A 20,624-nucleotide genomic window follows, 5' to 3' on the forward strand; every position below is an offset into this window, starting at 1 on the left:
TTTGACAAAACTTTTACAAGAGAATACTACATTAAATTTGTTTAAATTTCAACTAAAATTTAAATAAAATTATTTTGTAAAAAATAATTGCAAATAAAAAAATATTTGATATACTAGTCTTGTAATTGTAAAAAATAAAAAAATAAGGAGCAAATAATGCCTAAAGTTGCTGTTGTTATGGGATCTTCTTCTGATTTTGAGACAATGAAAGAGACTTGTCAGCTATTAGAAGAGTTTGGTATAGAATACGATAAAAAAGTTGTTAGTGCACATAGAACACCTGATTTGTTAATAGACTTTGCAAAAAACGCAAAAAATAACGGGTTTAGTGTAATTATTGCAGCAGCAGGTGGAGCCGCACATTTACCGGGCATGATTGCATCTATGACTATTTTACCTGTTATAGGTGTACCTATAAAATCAAGCACATTAAATGGTATTGACTCGCTTTTATCAATTGTTCAGATGCCTTATGGGGTTCCTGTACATACTATGGCTATAGGTGTAGCTGGAGCTAAAAATGCAGCTATAAGTGCATTATCAATTCTTGCAATTGAAAATGATGAGTACGCTCAAAAATATGAAAAATTTAAAACTGAATTAGAAAATATAGTAAAGGATATGAAGATATGATGAGTACTATATTACCTAAAAGCACTATTGGAATAATCGGTGGTGGTCAACTAGGAAGAATGTTAGCTATGTCTGCAAAAGAGATGGGATATAAAATAGCTATATTAGATCCAAGTGAAGACGCCTGTGCAAGAAAATTTGCAGATTTTTTTATACATAGTGCTTTTAGTGATTTTAAAGGCATAGAAAAGCTATGCGAATTAAGTGATGTAATCACATTTGAATTTGAAAATATTGATTTGGATGTATACAGGCAAATTGAGAACAAATACAATGTTGTTCAATCATCAAAAATTTTAGAAATATCACAGCATAGACTTAAAGAAAAAGAATATGCAAAAAAATTAAATATTCCTACAGTTGAATATTTTAGTTCTGATGATAAAAATATTAAACTTGATGGAAAATATATTATGAAAACATTGAGATTTGGATATGATGGCAAAGGGCAATCATTGATAAACTCAATATCTGAAATACAAGAAAATACTATTTTAGAAAAATTTATTTCATTGGAAAAAGAAATTTCTGTAGTTGCTTGCAAGGATATTCAAGGCGTAAATATCGTAGCAGTAGTAGAAAATGAACATAGAAATAATATTTTATATAGATCTAAAATTCCTGCAAATATAAGTAAAGAACAGTATGAAACAGCTGTGGAATACACAAATAGGATTTTGTCAGGCATAGAATATTACGGTGTTTTAACTGTAGAATTTTTTATAAGTAATGGAAAGGTAATTTTTAATGAAATTGCTCCAAGAGTTCATAATTCAGGCCATATAACGATGCAATCTGCAAATAAATCGCAGTTTAGAGCTCATATTGAGGCAATTTGTGGATTATCGGTAGGAAAAATAACAAATAAGGAAACGACTTTATACAATATTTTAGGTCAGAATGAAAAATATTTTATAAATTTAGTTAAAGATAGACAATGTTATTTGCATTTGTACGAAAAAGAAGCCCGTAACAATAGAAAAATAGGACATATTAATTTTGAGGGAAATGTTTTTTTGGAGGATAGTTTTGAATAAAAGAATTTTTGTAAAGAAAAAAAATAAATATGATGTACAATCAAAAAATTTAATGAATTTACTAAATTTAGAGTTTGGAATATCAATATCAAAATTAGAAAAATACGTAATTTATGATATTTTTGATATTGATGATGAAATTTTTGAAAAATCAAAAAAACTTGTATTTTCTGAAGTTATGATAGATGAGGTATATGATAATATTAATTTAGAAAAAAATAAATATATTGCATATGAAACTTTGCCGGCACAGTATGATCAGCGTTCAGATAGTGCTATGCAATGCTTAAAATTAATAGACAATAAAAATAAATCTGTTATAAGAACAGGTACATTAATTGTATTTGATAAGGAATTAAACGAAATACAATTACAAAAAATTAAAAACTTTTTAATCAATCCAATTGAATCTCAAGAAAAAAATCTAAATAAATTAGAATTTATTATCAATCAAGAATCTAAAAAAATGTTAGATTTAACAGGATTTAGAATATTTAATAATCAAAAATTAGAAGAAATCAAGGAAAAATTATCTTTAGCACTTGATTTAGAAGACTTAAATTTTATTCAAAAATATTTTGTGAAAGAAGATAGAGATCCTACAGAAACAGAATTGTACGTTCTCGACGTGTTTTGGTCAGATCACTGTAGACATACTACTTTTGAAACAAGTCTAGATGAAATATCAATTAATTCAAAATTATTCCAAGAGGAAATGCAAGAAGCATTTAATTATTACATAAAAATTAGAGAGGAATTAGGCATTACAAAACCAATAAGGCTTATGGATATGGCATCTATTATTGGAAAATATCATACAAAGATATTAGGCGATAAAAATATAGAAATAAGTGAGGAAATAAATGCCTGTTCATTTTTTACTGAAATAGAAAATAAAGGACAAAAGGAAAAATGGTTAATTCAATTTAAAAATGAAACTCATAATCATCCCTCAGAAATTGAGCCATTTGGTGGGGCTTCCACATGTATAGGTGGAGCGATTAGAGATCCATTGTCAGGGAGAAGTTATGTTTACCAAGCAATGAGAGTATCAGGTTCAGGTAATATTTTGCAAAATAGAGGATATACATTAAAAAATAAATTACCTCAAGTTGATATCTCGAAAGGTACTGCACAAGGCAACAGTGCATACGGTAATCAAATAGGATTGGCAACTACATTTGTGAAAGAAATTTATGATGATTCATATGTTGCAAAAACAATGGAAGTAGGAGCTGTAGTAGGAGCGGTTAAGGTTGATAATTATAAAAGAGAAACCTTAGTTCCCGGGGATATTGTTGTTATGATTGGTGGGAGAACTGGTCGTGACGGTATACAAGGTGCTTCGGGTTCATCAATAGAGCATAATGATAAATCTCTTGTGAATGCATCAAGTCAAGTTCAAAAGGGGAATCCGGTTGAAGAAAGGAAAATTCAAAGATTATTTAGAAAACCGGAAGTTACAAAATTAATAAAAAAATGCAATGATTTTGGTGCTGGTGGGGTTTCGGTTGCTATTGGAGAATTGTCAGAAGGAATTGAAATTTTTCTAGATAGAGTTCTTACAAAATATAAGGGATTGAACCCTACAGAAATTGCAATCAGCGAATCTCAAGAAAGAATGGCTGTCGGGATTTCCAAAGATGATTACGAAAATTTTGTAGCAGAATGTGAAAAAGAAAATCTTGAATATGTTCATGTTGCAAACATAACTGATAGAAATAGACTAGAAATGTATTATAATGGCGAATTAATTGTAGATTTCAAGTCAGAATTTTTGGAAACAGCCGGAGTTAGAAAGCATTCAAAAGCTGAATTAAGAGATAATGATTCAGAAAATCCATTTGTAAAAAGAGAATTTTCAAAAGATAAATTTTTAAAAGAACTTTCAGATTTAAATGTATCAAATCAAAAAGGAATGGTGTCTATGTTTGATTCTACAGTAGGTGCTATGACAGTAATGATGCCATTTGCAGGAAAGACAAAATTAACGCCTGTACAAGCTAGTGTAGCAGCTATTCCTACTTTGTATAGTACACCGGATACTGCAACTGTATTGACATATGGATTTATCCCTAAAATTTCAAAATATTCACCATTTTTATCAAGTATTTATGCTGTGCTGGAATCTTTGGCAAAAGTTTATGCAATTGGTGGGACTAAAGAAAGTTTATATTTTTCATTCCAGGAATATTTTGAAAAATTACTTGATAATCCTATAAAATGGGGAAAAGTTACACAATCTCTTTTGGGAAGTATTGTTGCTCAAAGGGAAATAGGAAGACCTTCTATTGGTGGCAAAGATTCAATGTCAGGTACATTTAATGATATAAATGTAGTTGAAACATTAATATCATTTGCATGTGCACCTGTAAAAATAAAGGATGTTATAACTCCTGAATTAAAAAAAGTGGGTAATAAACTCTATTTGATAGATATTGAAAAAACAGATAAAGGATATCCTAATATCAAAAAAACAGTTGAATTATTTGGGAAATTAAATCAATGCATAAAAGATGGAAAAGTTGTTTCTGCATATGTTCAAGAGTATGGTTCAATGGCATCATCATTATCAAAGATGGCAATAGGTAATAATCTAGGATTTACAGTAAATAGTGAAAAAGTATTTAATTTTAATCCTGCATCCATTGTTGTAGAAACTACTGAAAAACTTGATTTTGAATTAATAGGAGAAGTTACAGAAAATATTTCAATAAATGGTGTGGAAATAAGTAAAGAAGAGATATATCAAGCATATATGAATACATTAGAAGAAATTTATCCAACTTATTATAATTTGGATAAAGATAAAGTGGAAAATATTTCTAATGCTTGTGAAACTAAGAAATATTATAAAGAAAAATTAGATAAGGTAAGAGTAGTAATTCCGGTATTTCCAGGTACAAATTCAGAATATGATACTCAAAAAGCATTTGAAGAGGCTGGAGCATTAGTTTCGCAGGTTGTAATTAGAAATACAAAAGCAAATGATATTCAAAATTCTATAGATGAATTCGTAGAAATGATTGAAAAATCTGAAATTATTGCGTTTCCGGGAGGATTTTCCGCCGGAGATGAGCCTGATGGTAGTGCAAAATTTATTGTAAATATTTTGAAAAATGAAAAAGTTAAAAATGCAATTCATAAACATTTAGCCGACAAAAAATTAATTTTAGGTATATGTAACGGATTTCAAGCATTAATAAAATCAGGATTATTGCCATATGGAGAAATAAAAGACTTAGGTAGTGACGATTTAACATTGTTTAGAAATGAAGGATTAAGACATATTTCTGATACTGCAATAACTAGAGTTGCCAACACAAATTCACCATGGACTCAGAATTTTGAAATTGGACAGAAACATGAATTAGTCTTTAGTCATGGAGAAGGTAGACTGACGGGAAAATTAATTGAAAAATTTAAGCATTTAGCTGCATTTCAATATATTGATGAGGATGGAGATGCAACATTGAATGGTAAATATAATGTTAATGGATCACTTTATGCTATTGAAGGGATGATTAGTGAAAATGGTCTTATTTTAGGTAAAATGGGTCATAGTGAAAGATCAGGACATAATTTATATAAAACAAACACTATAAAAGAAAGACAAGATATATTTTCTAATGGGGTTAAATATTTTACAAGGGGTTAAGTAAATGTTTGGAATTTGGAATAACAAAAATGCGGTAAATTTGACATATCTAGCATTACACAGTATGCAGCATAGAGGACAGGAAGGAGCAGGCATTGTTTCTAGCGATAGAAATAGAATAAAAGGATATAGAAACATAGGTTTATTGAATGAAGTTTTTAAAAATAGAAATGTTTTAGAAAATTTAACCGGAGATTGTGCTTTAGGTTCGGTATGGTATTCAAGCCATGATACAAATAATATTCAAAATATTGAGCCTTTATTATTTAAATTTTATGATGAACATATTGGTATATCTTTTTCCGGAAATATATTAAACGCTAAATCACTTAGAAAAAAACTGGAAGAAGAGGGAGCGGTATTTCATTCATCATCAAATGCAGAATTAATTGTTCATTTGATAAGAAGAAGTTTAAAAAAAGAATTTGAAGAAAGATTAAAAGAAGCTCTATTAAAACTTAAGGGAGCATTTTCGATAATTATATTATTAAATAATGCGATGTATGGAATTGTAGATAAGCATTCAAGAAGGCCTTTAGTTTTGGGAAAATTAAATAATTCTCTAATGATTGCATCTGAAACTTGTGCCTTAAATGTTATTGGTGCAAAATTTGTTGATAATATTAGTGCTGGTCAAATTTTTAAGATAACTGATGAAGGGTATGAAAAATGTAATTTTACAAAAGCTGAAGAGATTACAATCGAAGCAATGGAGTTTATATATTTTGCCAGACCGGACTCAACAATTTTAGGAAAAAATGTTCATATGGTTAGAAAAAATTCCGGGAAAATTTTAGCTAAGGAAAGTCCTGTAGATGCAGATATTGTAGTCGGGGTACCGAATTCCTCATTGTCTTTGGCTAGTGGTTATGCAGAAGAAATAGATTTACCTTATGAAATGGGATTAATTAAAAATCAATATATGGGGAGGACATTTATTCAACCAACTCAAGATTTAAGAGACTTAGGGGTGAAAATGAAATTATCAGCACTAAGTGATGTAGTAAAAGATAAAAGAGTGGTATTATTGGATGATTCAATAGTTAGGGGAACAACATCCAGAAGAATTGTAGATTTATTAAAAGATGCGGGGGCTAAAGAAGTTCATTTGAGAATCGGTTCTCCAATGATACTATTTCCAAGTTATACGGGAATTGATATGCAATCATCAAAAAATTTGATAGGGGCAAATAAAAGTAAGGAAGAAATATGTAAAGAAATAGGAGCGGACTCACTAGAATATTTAACTTTAGAAGGATTGCAAAAGGCGGTTGGATTTGAGCTTGATTCTAAATTTAACGGAATTACAAGCGATATTTTTAATGGACAATATACGGATGATTTGTGTGATTATGAAAAAATATTTAATGAAGAACTAACAGAAATTGAAAAAGTGTTTTTAAATCAAGGAAGGTTAAAATGAGTCAAAAATATAAAGAGTCGGGAGTTAGTTTAGATAATGGATATGAATCTGTAGAAAGAATAAAAAAGCATGTTCAAAGAACTAAAAATAAAGGAATGATGTCGATGATTGGAGGTTTTGGAGGAGTTTTTGATCTTTCAAAATATAATTTTAAGAATCCTGTGCTTGTAAGTGGAACTGATGGAGTTGGTACAAAATTGAAATTAGCATTTGAGTTAAATAAGCATGATACTATAGGAATTGATGTAGTAGCAATGTGTGTAAATGATATTTTAGCACAAGGAGCAATACCTTTATTTTTCCTTGATTATTTAGCAGTTGGAAAAAATAATCCAAAGCAAATAGAAGAAATTGTTAAAGGTGTTTCTGATGGATGTGTAGAATCAAATATTGCATTAATAGGTGGAGAAACAGCTGAAATGCCGGGATTTTACAAAGAAGACGAATATGATATTGCAGGATTTTGTGTTGGAGCACAAGAAAAAGAATTGTTAATATCTAAAGAAAATACAAAAGTAGGGCAAATTGTTATAGGTATTAAGTCTTCGGGATTTCATTCAAACGGATTTTCATTAGTTAGAAAAATTTTAAGTGACAATAAAATTGAATTATCAGAAAAATTTGAGGATACTACAATTGGTGAAAAGCTTCTAACTCCAACTAAAATTTATGCAAAGGAAGTATTAAGTTTAATTGAAAATGTAAAAATAGCAGGGATTTCTCATATAACCGGTGGAGGATTTTATGAAAACTTACCAAGATGCTTAAAATCAGGATTGGGAATGAAAATCAAAAAAGATTCTTATGAAGTTCCATCTATATTTAGATATATTCAAGAAAAAGGGAATATTGAAGACGATGAAATGTATCAAGTATTTAATATGGGAGTTGGATTAGCTGTAGTAGTAAATAGAGAAGATGTTTCTAAAGTATTTGAAATTATCCCTGAAAGTTTTAAATTGGGAGAAGTAATAGATGAAGAGGGAATTAAATTAATATGATAGATGTAGCAATATTTGCATCCGGGACAGGTTCAAATTTCTATAATTTGGCAATTAATCCGGAGTTGAAAAATTTAATTAATATTAGATGTTTAGTTTGTGACAATCCAAAAGCAAGTGTAATTGAAAAAGCTAAATTGCTAAATATTGAAACACTTATAGTTAATCCTAAAAATTTTGATTCAAAAATAGATTATGAGAAATACATTTTGGAAAATATTGAAGATGTAAAATATATATTTCTAGCAGGGTATATGAGGATAATTTCGCCATATTTTTTGGGGAAATTTAAAGGTAAAATAGTTAACATTCATCCTTCTTTGCTTCCTTTATACAAAGGAAAAGATTCTATAAAAAGAGCTTTTGAAGATAAAGTGGAATTTATAGGTATAAGTATTCATTATGTAAATGAAGAGGTTGATGGAGGACAAATTTTAGCACAAGATAAATTTAGGGTTGATTATAAATTAAGTTTAGATGAAGTTACTCAAAAAGTCCATGAATTAGAGCATAGACTTTATCCGAAAACCATTATAAAGATTTTAACTGATAATTAATTAGGAGGAATATTTGAAAAAGGCATTAATTAGTGTAAGTGATAAAACTGGCGTTTTAGAGTTTGCAAGGTCATTAAAAGAAAATAATTTTGAGATAATTTCAACAGGTGGGACACTTAAACATTTAGTTGAAAATGGAGTTGAATGTATTGGAATAGAATATTATACAGGATTTCCAGAAATTTTAGAAGGTAGAGTTAAAACACTTCATCCTAAAGTTCATGGTGGGTTATTGGCAAAAAGAGATAGTGAATTACATATAAAAGAAGCAAAAAATAATGAAATTGATTTTATTGATTTAGTTTGTGTAAATTTATATCCATTTGAAGAAACATTAAAAAAAGACGGAGTTTCTGATGTTGAAATAATTGAAAATATTGATATCGGAGGCCCTAGCATGTTAAGATCAGCTGCAAAAAATTTCAAGTTTGTTACAGTTGTTACAGATTATAAAGATTATAATATGATTATTGATGAAATATCTGAAATTGGAGAAACTAAATTTGAGACAAGAGCATATTTAGCAGCGAAAGTTTTTAATAAAACAGCAAGTTATGATTCAGTAATAGCAAATTATTTTAATAATAAATTTAACTTCACTCCTGAAAAATTAACATTAACATATAAATTAGAAGATGAATTAAGATACGGTGAAAATCCACATCAGAAAGCTGTACATTACACAAATAATGAAGCTTGCTCATATAAATTGCAAGATTGTGAGCAATTACACGGAAAGAAAATGTCGTATAATAATCTTCAGGATGCAAGTGCTGCATTAGATATTTTACAAGAATTTGATGAAATTGTATGTGTTGCATTAAAACATATGAATCCATGTGGAGTTGCAATAGGAAATACTGTTTTAGAAGCATATACAAGGGCTTATGAGTCTGATCCAATTTCGATATTTGGAGGAATAGTTGCTATTAACGGTAAAGTTGATATTGAAACTGCAACAATGATGAATAAGCTATTTTTAGAAATAATTCTAGCTGAAGATTATGATGAAGATGCTTTGGAAAAACTAAAAACAAAGAAGAATTTAAGAATTTATAAAATACCTAAGAGAATATCAAAAAATTCTAAACTTATAAAGTCAGTCAGAGGTGGAATATTAGTTCAAGATTATGACGAAAAATTATACGATGAAATAAATGTTGTTACTGAAAAGAAAGCATCTAACAAAGAAATGAAAGATTTGTTATTTGGATATAAAATTGTAAAGCACGTAAAATCAAATGCAATAGTAGTTGTGAAAAATCAACAAACATTGGGAATAGGTGCAGGTCAAATGAACAGAGTAGGTGCCTGTGAAATTGCATTAAAACAAGCTGGTGACAAGGCTGATGGTGCTGTAATTGCCTCGGATGCATTTTTCCCAATGAGAGACAGTGTTGACATGGCTGGTGAATATAATATTTCTGCTATAATTCAACCAGGAGGATCTATTAAAGATCAAGATTCAATTGACGCATGTAATGAGCATGGAATTTCTATGATTTTTGCAAAATTACGTCACTTTAAGCATTGATGGCTAGAGTATTAATTTTAGGAAATGGTGGAAGAGAGCATGCCATTTCATATAAATTATTTAATGAAGGTCATGAAATATTTATGCTTGGACTAAATCCGGGTGTTGCAAAGTTTGGTACTTGTATAGAAATATGCGAGAATCAAATAGCAGAATTTTGCAAAAATAATATGATTGATTTAGTATTTGTCGGACCTGAAAAATATTTAGTAGACGGTATAGTTGACAAATTAGAAAATGAAGGAATTCGTGTATTCGGGCCAAATAAAAGAGCCGCTATACTAGAGGGAAGTAAATCTTTTTCTAAAAATTTAATGAAAAAATATAACATTCCTACTGCAAGTTATGAAGTTTTTGAAGAATTTGAAACTGCTAAAGAATATCTTAAAAATTCAAATTTTCCAATTGTAATTAAAGCTGATGGGATTGCAGCCGGAAAGGGTGTTATTATTGCGGAAAGTTATGAAACATCAATTTCTGATTTGGAAGAAATTATGATTAATAATAAATTTAATGCTGCTGGTAAAAAGGTTGTAATTGAAGAATTTTTAATAGGGGAAGAGTTTTCATTAATGTGTTTTGTAAGTGGAAATAAAGTGTATCCCATGAAAATAGCTCAAGATCACAAAAGAGCTTTTGATAATGATGAGGGGTTAAATACAGGGGGAATGGGAGCATACTTGCCTATAAAACACATAACTGAAGAGGACGTTAAAGAAGCAGTTGATAATATTATTATTCCTACAGCAAATGCTATGATTTTAGAAAATAGAGAGTTTAAGGGAGTATTGTTTGCCGGACTGATGAAAACAAAAGATGGGATTAAGACTATTGAATATAATGTAAGGTTCGGTGATCCTGAATCAGAGATAATTTTACAAAGTATGACATCCAGTTTATATGATATTGCAAATGATATAATTGATGGTAATGAGATTGATTTGAGATGGAATGAGGAGTCTCATGTTGGAGTTGTTTTAGCATCTAAAGGATATCCCGAAGATTATAAAAATGGGTATGAAATTTTAGGATTAGAAAAGGTTAAATCTCAAATATTTCATATGGGAACTAAGGATTTAAATGGTAAAATAGTTACAAATGGTGGACGAGTTTTAATTGTGTGTGCATCTGCTCATACATTAGAGGAGGCTATTGAAAAAGCATATAAAGACATTGAAAAAATAGAATGTGATAATTTATATTATAGGAAAGATATAGGGCATTTATCATTAAAGTGAGGTTAAATGAAGACAGATTACGAAATTTCATTAGAAGCTAATAAAAAAAACATTGAAAAAGTTGCTTCAAAAATAAATATATCTCAAAAAGATTTAAATAAATATGGAGAATATAAGGCAAAAGTTAATATTCCAAGTTTTGATAATTTATCAGAAAATTTAATTTTGGTTACATCTATAAATCCTACTTCAACAGGAGAAGGAAAATCTACAGTTACAGTTGGATTATGTGATGGTATGAATTTAATAGGTAAAAAAACTTCAGTTGCACTTAGAGAGCCATCATTAGGACCTGTTTTAGGGAGAAAAGGAGGTGCTACAGGGGGAGGTTATGCTCAAGTAGTTCCAATGGATGAAATAAATCTTCATTTTACAGGAGATTTTCATGCAATTACATCTGCACATAATGCAATAATGGCTTTAATAAATAATCATATTTTTCAAGGAAATAAATTAAATTTTGATAAAATAGAATTTAATTATGTAATGGATATGAATGAAAGAGCACTTAGAAGTGTTGAAATTTACAGTAATGGCAAATTAAGTAGTCCAAAATCAAGTTCATTTGATATAACTGTAGCTAGTGAGATTATGGCTATATTATGTTTATCAGAAAATATTTTTGATTTAAAAAAAAGAGTTTCAAATATAATATTGGGATATACAAGAGAATCTAAGCCTATATATTTAAGAGAATTAAAAATTGAAGGAGTTATTGTTGCGTTGTTGAAAGATGCTATACGACCTAATTTAGTTCAAACGCTTGAAAATAACCCTGCATTTATACATGGAGGACCATTTGCAAATATTGCTCATGGATGTAATTCAGTTATAGCTACAAAAACAGCACTTAAATACAGCGATTATGTAATTACAGAAGCAGGATTTGGAGCTGATTTAGGTGCAGAGAAATTCTTTAATATAAAATGTAGAAGTGCAAAATTAAAACCTAAAGCTGTTGTAATTGTAGCAACTATAAAAGCAATTAAATTACATGGTGGAGTTTTGGAAAAAGATTTAGCACAAGAAAATTTAGAAGTATTGAAAATAGGTATTAAAAATTTAGAAAAACATGTTGAGAATATTAGGAAATTTAATCTTCCGATTGTAATTGCATTAAATGAATTTACAACAGATACGGATAGAGAAAAAGAGTTTTTATTGAAATGGGCTAAATCTCATGATGTTGAAATTTCACTTACTCAAGTGTGGTCGAAAGGTGGAGAGGGTGCTATTGATTTATCAAAAAAATTGGTTAATTTAATTGAAAAAAATAATAAAGAATTTAATCTATTATATAAAGATGAAGATTTAATAGAAGATAAAATTAATATAATAGCTAAGCAAATTTATGGAGCAACATCGGTTAAATTTACAGATTCTGCTAGAGAAAAACTTAAATTAATCAATGATTTGGGATATAGTAATTTACCTGTATGTATGGCAAAAACACCAAATTCTCTTTCTGATAATCCAAAGTTATTAGGCAGACCGGAAAATTTTCAAATAACAATTTCAGATTTGAAAATAAATAGTGGTGCAGGTTTTATTGTTGCATATTTGAATAAAGTCCTTACAATGCCCGGGTTACCTAAAATACCAAATGCAATTAGTATAGATATTGATGAAAATGAAAATATAATTAATCTTTTTTAGAAAAATGAATATTAAAATAATATAATTTTTAGAATAGGTAATAAATCTTAAATTATAAAAAATTTAATAAAACACATATATAAGCCTTGGATTTTGAAATGAATCCAAAAAGTTGGACTTTATACCGGAGACATTTAGAAATATTTGTCTCTGGCTTTTTGTGTTCTAAATATTTTTTATGATATTTTAACAACATTCATATTATTGTATGAATCCTTTTTATTTTTATTAAATTGCCAATTTTTTTTAGGTGGTTTATTTTGATATCTAGTGCCTGTTTTCGATATAATTTTTATATTGTTGTTTAGTATAACACCATCACTTTTATATTGCGGTATAAAAAAATATATATTGTTATATATTTTATGGTATTATAAAATGTAAAATTAAGGAGGCCTTATAAAAAATGAAAAAAATATTTTACATAATTTTAGGATTAATTGGATTATTTTTAGGCACATTGGGAATATTTTTGCCTATATTACCCACTACACCATTTTTACTATTAGCACTTATTTGTTTTGCTAAAGGTTCGACTAGATTACATAATTGGTTTATAAAAAGTAAAATATATGAAAAAAATTTAAAGTCATTTGTTGAAAAAAATGAAATGCCAATTTCTGTAAAAATAAGAGTCATGTGTTTCATTACATTATTGATGGGAGTCGGTTTCTTTATGATGTTTAGAAAAAGCTTATACATTCCATGTTTAATACTTTTTATTGTATGGATATTTCATATAATATATTTTATATTTAGGATTAAAACTAAAAAAAAGGAGAAAATATGTTAAAAAAGTTATTTTGTATTGAAAAAAAATATAGAAAATTTGCAATACTGAATACATTTATGGATTGGATGAATATTATAATTTTTATTCAAATTGCAAATATAATTTTACTTACAATTAATAACCAAAAAGTATCAAAATTATTCTATATAATGTTAATATTTACATTTATATTTCAATTATCATATTATACAATATGGGGCAAAAATTATATAAATATTTGGTCAAATAAATCTAAATTACACCTAAAAAAAATGTATTTTAAGAGTGTATTACAAGATTATAATCACTATAATGTTGTAGATATTATCCAGGGGGATATGATAAATTTAGAACGTTTGGATAATATTTATGAAATAATATTTCCTGCTTTTTTTAGAATAATTTTTGGACTTATTTTCATTTTATTATTTTCAATACTTTTTAAATCCATCAACTTTTTGGTATATATTTTGTATTTTTTTGTTATGGGTGGAAGTATTATGTTATTTATGAAGTCAATCAATACTGTAAATAGGGTTCACATGAATACATTTTTAAATATTGGAAAAAGGTTTTTAAATGATTTAAATGGGATAAATACTTTAATAATGTATGGTCAAGATAAAGTTTTTTTTGATGATTTTAAGAAAGATTCTGAAAATTTTAGACAGAAAACAATGGATTTGTTATACGCACAGTTACAGACTCTATTTATACTTAATTTTTACGTTTTTTTATTTTCAATTTTGGGGGTTATTTATAATATTATACAAATAAAGTTAGGTAATATTAGCAATATCCAAGGTATAATATTAAGCATGATATTAATAAATCTTTTGTTATTTACAAGGGAAATAGGGTTTTACATGCACGTTGTTAAATCTGCAATTAAGCCAATTACAATAGCATATTCTAAAATTAAATTTAAAAATGATGACAAAATAAATTTCAATGAAAAAATTAATACAATTAAAATAGAAAATGTAGATTTTTCTTATGATTCACAAAATACTTTACTAAAAAATATAAATTTTGAATTTAAGACAGGAAATGTTTATAAGATAGTCGGGGAGAATGGAAAGGGAAAATCAACCATTACAAAATTAATATCAGGGGTAATATCTCCAGATTCAGGAAAAATTTTATTAAATAATAAAGATATAAATGAATTAAATTATTATGAAAAATTAAAAAAAATTGGTACATTAGGTACTTCAAGTTATTTATTTAATACTACTATAAGAGAAAATTTACAAATTAACGATGAAATAGACATTTACGAAAGTATGAAAAAATATGATTTATTAGATTTTGTAAATAATCTTGAACTAAAATTAGATACCTTGGTTGGCGAAAATGGAAAAATGTTATCGCCGGGACAAAAACAGCAAATATCTTTATTAAGGCTTATAATGTCAAGAAAGGACATCTATATATTTGATGAAATAACTTCGAGTATTGATAAAAATAATTCAGAAAAAATAAATAAGGCAGTTAATAAATTAAAAAAAGAAAGTATTGTAATTATAATTACTCATAATCTTAAGGAAATAGATGATGATGAAAATATAATTTTTATTGATAATAATACAATTCAATGCAATAAACATAAAGAATTATTAAAAAACAACAAAAATTATTTTAATTTATATAATGCCAAAATAGGAGAAAATAATGATTAAAAGACTTTTATCCTACATAAATCACTTAACAAAATATTTATTTATAAGTTATATATTTGCATTTATTGCAAGTTTTGGGACAATTTTAGAATTAGGATATTTATTTTATATATTATTTAATTTAGAAATTAATTATATTTATATTGGAATATTTGTAATTTCAATAATTTTAATTTCTGCATTTAGATTTTTGGAACAATATTTTGGGCATTTAGTAGCATTTAAGCTTTTGTCAGATTTTCGTATAAGAGTTTATGACAAATTGAGAAAAATAGCACCTGCAAAGATGGATAATAAGGAAAGTACAATGGTCTTGTCCATAATACATACAGATATTGAACTTGTAGAAGTATTTTTTGCACATACGATAGTACCTGTTATTACAGCTATTTCTATGACGTTATTAATGGGAGTGCTTATGATATATCAATTTGGATTAACTGGTATTGTAGCTCCAATTACTTATATTATAGTTGGATTTATATATCCGTTTTTCATGAAAAATACAATTTCTAAAAATTCTAATATTTTAAACATAGAAAAATTAAATTTAAGTAAATTAGTATCAGATATTATGAATGGAAAAAAGGAAATTTTAGAATTTAATTTAGTTAATAAAGAATTAAATAAAATTGAGAAAAAAATAAATAGAGAGATAAAAATTTCTAATAGAAATGCTGTTATATTTATTAACAAAAGATACATAATAAGTATAACTATTTTAATTTCATGGTTTGTTTTATTTTTATTAAATTATTCAAGTATGACAAATTTAGATAAAATTTATTTATTAGTTTATCCTTTTACATTTGATACACAAATAGCATTAACTAATTTATCACTATCACTTTCAAAAACATTAAAGTCATCTAAGAATTTAATTTCATTTTTAGATGAAGAAAGTTTAGTTACAGATGGTAATGAGAATATTGAAAACATAAATTCTATAGAAATTAAAAACTTAAGCTTCTCATATCCAAATACAAATAAAAAGGTATTGGAAGATATAAATTTAAATTTTGATTCTGATAACATTATTGGAATTGTTGGGAAAAGCGGTGAAGGTAAAACAACTTTAGTTAAGATTATTATGAAGTGGTATCAAACGAGTATAGGAGATATTTTAATTAATTCAAAGGATATAAAGAGAATTTCAAATAGCTCGATCAGGTCAAATATAAATTATGTGCCTCAAAAAACATATATTTTTAATGGAACACTGAGAGAAAATTTAACATTAAGAAAAAACATTCCTGATAATAAAATTATAGAAAAAATAAAACAGGTTTATTTATATGATAAATTTACTACATTGAAAGATGGGCTTGATACAGAAATGAGCAGCGAAAAAATACCATTTTCATCTGGAGAACTTCAACGAATTGAATTAATTAGAGCTTTATTAAGTGAATCATCAGTAATGATTTTAGATGAGCCTACAAGTAACCTAGATTTGCAAAATGAAAAAATATTTTTAGAAATTTTAACAAATATAAAAAATACTAAAATTTTTATTATTTCTCATAGAAAAGCACCTATTGATGTATGCGATAAGGTATATGAAGTTAATAATGGAAATATTAGACAAATTAAGTAGATTAAGAATATTGCCATAAGTTTTATTTAGGATATTTTGGCAATATTTTTTTTATTACATACTAATTTTATTCATAGTATTTTAATATGGAATGTAATTAAAATTAAGCATACCGAATAAAATAATTAGTTTTATATTGACAATGTTTGTAATCGATATTAAAATTATTTGGTGAGCCTAAAATAGAGAGGATTTTATTATGAAAAAAAGAGTTTATATTTGTACATTAATATTTTTAATTTCAATAGTGAATTTAAGTGAAATGGTTTTTGCAGAATCAGGAAAAGTATTTACGGTTAATGTAAATCCAAGTTATAAACACCCGATTACAGGTGAAATTGAAGATTCTGGCGGAGAAAAATCAGTTGAGATTGGACAAGGTATGGTTGAAGGAGCTGTTTATAAGAAAGGGCTATTAGAGGTTTTAGATTCGGGCGAAATGTATTTAACAATTAAAATGGCATTGTTTGATTATACCGGTAATCACAAATTTTTAGTAGATGAAAATGATTCGGAACATGAATTTACGGGAAGTGGAAGTGATGATAATGGTGAAACTAAAGATATAAGAATTAAGATTATAAATAAAAACTCGATAATAAAGGGCAATATGTATGTAGAGCCTATGGGAAGAAATGTTATTTGGTTTATGCATATTTCAGATGTTGTTCAGGGAAATAATACAGATATTGCTCAAAAATTAGTTAGTTCAAATTCTATAGAAAAAGAAAAAAAAGAAGAAAAAGAAGAAAAAGAAGAAAAAGAATCTAAATTAGAAAAAAATAAAAAAGAATCTAAATTAGAAAAAAATAAAAGTAAAAATACAAATAAAGAAACTAAGAAAGAAACAAGTTCTGAAAAAAACGATACAAAAAATGAAAAGTTAATATCAAATTATAATCATGAAAATAAATTAAAAAAAGAAGGATTAATTTTATCTACTGAAAGTACAGTGAAAAATGCTTCCTCTCTGAAATCTAAAGGAATTAACAACACAAGTAAGTTCATAATTTTTGGTGTTATTTCTTTAGGGATTTTATTTATAATTTTTAAGGCTTTATTGTACATAAAAAAAAGAGGTAATAGAAAATGATTAAGAAATTTAATTTTGTAGTTATTTTATTATTATCAATATTTCTAACAGGGTGTGTTAATCAGCATCCTGATAAAAAAAAAGAACATAATGTAAGTAGTCCTACTAAAAAAAGCGTTGGTGAAAATCATAAACTTGGAGTTATTGATGCAAAAAAAATAGTTGAGAATAGTAAATCAAAGCCGAAAATAATTGCTACATCGCCATCTATAGCGGATATATGTGATAAGTTAAATTTAGAATTGGTAGGAATTTCTAATTCTAATATATATAAATTGCCTAAAAAATATAAAAATGTTGAAAAAATTGGATTAGCAATGAATCCTGATTTAGAAAAAATTTCAAAGTTAAATCCGGATTGGATATTGTCCCCAAATTCATTAATTGATGATTTGAAACCAAAATATGAAACAATTAAATCTGATTGGGCATTTCTAAATCTCAATAGTGTAGGTGGTATGTATCAGTCTATTAAAGAACTGGGATATATTTTTGGTAAAGAAAAAGAAGCTAATAAATTAATTTTAGAATTTAATAAATTTTATGAGGAATATAAAAGAAATATAAACTTTACAAATAAACCAAAGGTAATGATTTTGATGGGATTACCAGGGTCTTATCTAATAGCGACAAATAATTCATACATAGGAGACCTTGTTAATTTAGCAGGTGGAGAAAATGTTTATCATCATGAATATAAGCAATTCTTAAATGTCAATACAGAAGATATGAAAACTAAAAATCCGGATATAATTTTAAGAGCAGCACATGCATTGCCGAAAAATGTAAAAAAAATGTTTGATGATGATTTTAATAAAAATGATATTTGGAAACATTTTAGTGCGGTAAAAAATAATAAAGTTTTTGATTTATCATATGATAAATTCGGTATGAGTGCAAGGTTTAATTATCAGGATGCATTAAAAGAACTATCATTAATTCTATTTAATGAGGAGAAAAAAAATGAAAAAAATTAATCCTAGAAAATTTGATTTAGTATACTTTCTGATTTTTGCAATTTTATTGTTATTTTTAATATTTTTATCCATTAATTTAGGTAGTATTAAAGTAGATTTAAAACAGTTAATAAGAGGATTATTTTTTGAATATGATGAAAGTGTATCCATTGTTTATGATTTAAGATTTCCAAGAATAATTATTTCAGTAATGGCAGGTGCAGGGATAGCCGTTTCCGGAGTTTTATTTCAATCTGTCTTAAAAAATCCATTAGCTGATCCGGGAATTATAGGAATTAATTCTTCATCAAGTTTTTTCGCTGTAATGATTGCGGCATTTTTTCCGAAATTATATCTAATGACACCTATATTTGCTTCAATAGGAGGTATAATTGCATTTTTTATAGTTTATTTATTATCATGGAAATTTTCATTTAGTCCGATTTCTATTGTTTTAATTGGGGTAGCAATAAGTACAATGTTTTCAGGATTATCATCGGCAATAAATTTTGCGACAGGTTCATCGATGAATGGTGTTGCATCAATTGTAAATGGAAATATAACAATGAAAACATGGGATGATGTAAATATTCTTATTCCATATATATTTATTGGAATATTTCTTGCAATATTTTGTTCGAAAATTTGCAACTTAATGTTTTTAGAAGATAAAGTAATTAGAAGTTTAGGTATAAATGTAAGTCTTAATAGAATAATGATTTCTGTCATAGCAACTATACTTGCTTCATCATCTACTGCAATAGTTGGAAGTATAGGATTTTTAGGGTTGATAGTTCCACATATTTCAAAAATTTTTATTGGAGAAGATCATAGAAAATTAATTCCTTTTTCAATGATACTAGGTGCAATAACATTTTTATTAGCCGATACCTTAGGGAGGACAATATTTTATCCATATGAAATCCCCGCCTCAGTGATTATGGGGATAGTAGGAGGTCCATTCTTTATTTTTATTTTGAGAAAGGGGATAAATTATGAATGAGAAAAAAGATAAAATAATTGTTCAAAATTTAAGTTTTTCATATGAAAATGATTTAATTATTGATAATGTTAATTTTTCTATAAAAGAAGGACAAATCACCACTTTTTTAGGTGGAAATGGATGCGGGAAATCTACTTTATTTTATTTGATGACAAAAGAATTGATACCAAATTCAGGAAAAATTTTTTTAGAAAACAAAAATATTTCAGATATATCTATAAAAAATTTTGCTAAAAATGTTTCAATAGTTCAACAATTAAATGATGTCAAAACATCAATAAGTGTGGAAAATTTAGTTAGTCTAGGAAGAACTCCTCATAAAAAATTATTTAATATTAATTCTGACGAGGATGAAAAAATTATAGATTGGGCATTGAGAGTTACATCTATCGAAAAATATAGAAAATGTAAATTATCAAATTTATCCGGTGGACAAAGACAAAGAGCGTGGATCGCAATGGCATTGGCACAAGAAACGGAAGTTTTATTTTTAGATGAGCCGACAACATTTTTAGATATTAGATATCAAATAGAGATATTGGATTTAATAAAAAAAATTAACAAAGAGTTTAACATAACTATAATCATGGTACTTCATGATATTAATCAGGCAATAAGATATTCAGATAAAATTATCGGATTAAAAAAAGGGAAAATTGAGATGGAAGGAGGACCAAGTGAAGTTATAACTGAAGAAAATATTAAAAAAATATATGGCATTAATTTAAAAATAAAGGAAATAGAAGGACAAAAATACATATTAAGCATTTAGAACTTAACAAAA

At 27.0% G+C, this 20,624-nt stretch carries 16 protein-coding genes; all 16 read left to right on the plus strand.

Annotated features, from left to right (window positions below; translation table 11 throughout):
* Nucleotides 1-156 precede the first annotated feature (156 nt).
* The 16 genes from purE (at nt 157) to EQF90_RS02620 (ending at nt 20,612) form a co-directional block, all read left to right on the plus strand.
* Nucleotides 157-633, plus strand: coding sequence for a 5-(carboxyamino)imidazole ribonucleotide mutase (purE, locus tag EQF90_RS02545; RefSeq protein ID WP_134711967.1), 477 nt, complete (start codon nt 157-159; stop codon nt 631-633).
* Nucleotides 633-1,670 carry a 5-(carboxyamino)imidazole ribonucleotide synthase gene (locus tag EQF90_RS02550; protein ID WP_245151216.1) on the plus strand — a complete coding sequence of 346 codons (1,038 nt, stop codon included), beginning with the start codon at nt 633-635 and terminating at the stop codon, nt 1,668-1,670. Before purE ends, EQF90_RS02550 begins: the two co-directional genes overlap by 1 nt.
* Nucleotides 1,663-5,328 (plus strand): phosphoribosylformylglycinamidine synthase, encoded by a 3,666-nt coding sequence (locus tag EQF90_RS02555; RefSeq protein ID WP_245152918.1) that lies wholly within the window; start codon nt 1,663-1,665, stop codon nt 5,326-5,328. The genes EQF90_RS02550 and EQF90_RS02555 overlap by 8 nt, the downstream gene beginning before the upstream one ends.
* A gap of 4 nt (nt 5,329-5,332) precedes the next feature.
* The gene (gene purF / locus EQF90_RS02560; RefSeq protein WP_134711964.1) at nt 5,333-6,751 is read left to right on the plus strand and encodes an amidophosphoribosyltransferase; all 1,419 of its coding nucleotides are present in this window, start codon (nt 5,333-5,335) and stop codon (nt 6,749-6,751) included.
* Complete coding sequence (gene purM, locus EQF90_RS02565; protein ID WP_134711963.1) at nt 6,748-7,752, plus strand: phosphoribosylformylglycinamidine cyclo-ligase; 1,005 nt, start codon at nt 6,748-6,750, stop codon at nt 7,750-7,752. Before purF ends, purM begins: the two co-directional genes overlap by 4 nt.
* Nucleotides 7,749-8,309, plus strand: a complete 561-nt coding sequence (gene purN, locus EQF90_RS02570) for a phosphoribosylglycinamide formyltransferase (protein ID WP_134711962.1) — start codon at nt 7,749-7,751, stop codon at nt 8,307-8,309. The genes purM and purN overlap by 4 nt, the downstream gene beginning before the upstream one ends.
* Before the next feature lie 13 nt (nt 8,310-8,322).
* Entirely contained in the window at nt 8,323-9,843 is a 1,521-nt protein-coding gene (gene purH, locus EQF90_RS02575) for a bifunctional phosphoribosylaminoimidazolecarboxamide formyltransferase/IMP cyclohydrolase (RefSeq protein ID WP_134711961.1), read from the plus strand.
* Nucleotides 9,843-11,081, plus strand: coding sequence for a phosphoribosylamine--glycine ligase (purD, locus tag EQF90_RS02580; protein WP_134711960.1), 1,239 nt, complete (start codon nt 9,843-9,845; stop codon nt 11,079-11,081). Before purH ends, purD begins: the two co-directional genes overlap by 1 nt.
* Before the next feature lie 6 nt (nt 11,082-11,087).
* Nucleotides 11,088-12,737, plus strand: a complete 1,650-nt coding sequence (locus EQF90_RS02585; protein ID WP_134711959.1) for a formate--tetrahydrofolate ligase — start codon at nt 11,088-11,090, stop codon at nt 12,735-12,737.
* 406 nt (nt 12,738-13,143) lie between these two features.
* A complete protein-coding gene (locus EQF90_RS02590) occupies nt 13,144-13,530 on the plus strand; it encodes a YbaN family protein (RefSeq protein WP_134711958.1) in 387 nt (128 codons plus the stop codon).
* Nucleotides 13,524-15,191 carry an ATP-binding cassette domain-containing protein gene (locus tag EQF90_RS02595; protein WP_134711957.1) on the plus strand — a complete coding sequence of 556 codons (1,668 nt, stop codon included), beginning with the start codon at nt 13,524-13,526 and terminating at the stop codon, nt 15,189-15,191. Before EQF90_RS02590 ends, EQF90_RS02595 begins: the two co-directional genes overlap by 7 nt.
* Nucleotides 15,184-16,788: an ATP-binding cassette domain-containing protein gene (locus EQF90_RS02600; RefSeq protein ID WP_134711956.1), complete on the plus strand. Its 1,605-nt coding sequence runs from the start codon at nt 15,184-15,186 to the stop codon at nt 16,786-16,788. The genes EQF90_RS02595 and EQF90_RS02600 overlap by 8 nt, the downstream gene beginning before the upstream one ends.
* Nucleotides 16,789-16,987: 199 nt before the next feature.
* Entirely contained in the window at nt 16,988-17,881 is an 894-nt protein-coding gene (locus EQF90_RS02605) for a heme-binding Shp domain-containing protein (protein WP_167554060.1), read from the plus strand.
* Nucleotides 17,878-18,858, plus strand: coding sequence for a heme ABC transporter substrate-binding protein IsdE (gene isdE / locus EQF90_RS02610; RefSeq protein ID WP_134711955.1), 981 nt, complete (start codon nt 17,878-17,880; stop codon nt 18,856-18,858). Before EQF90_RS02605 ends, isdE begins: the two co-directional genes overlap by 4 nt.
* Complete coding sequence (locus EQF90_RS02615) at nt 18,845-19,840, plus strand: FecCD family ABC transporter permease (protein WP_209021429.1); 996 nt, start codon at nt 18,845-18,847, stop codon at nt 19,838-19,840. Before isdE ends, EQF90_RS02615 begins: the two co-directional genes overlap by 14 nt.
* Nucleotides 19,833-20,612 (plus strand): ABC transporter ATP-binding protein, encoded by a 780-nt coding sequence (locus EQF90_RS02620; RefSeq protein ID WP_245151214.1) that lies wholly within the window; start codon nt 19,833-19,835, stop codon nt 20,610-20,612. Before EQF90_RS02615 ends, EQF90_RS02620 begins: the two co-directional genes overlap by 8 nt.
* The last annotated feature ends 12 nt before the right edge of the window (nt 20,613-20,624 follow it).

It is taken from the genome of Helcococcus ovis (assembly GCF_004524775.2).
GTDB classification, from domain to species: domain Bacteria; phylum Bacillota; class Clostridia; order Tissierellales; family Peptoniphilaceae; genus Helcococcus; species Helcococcus ovis.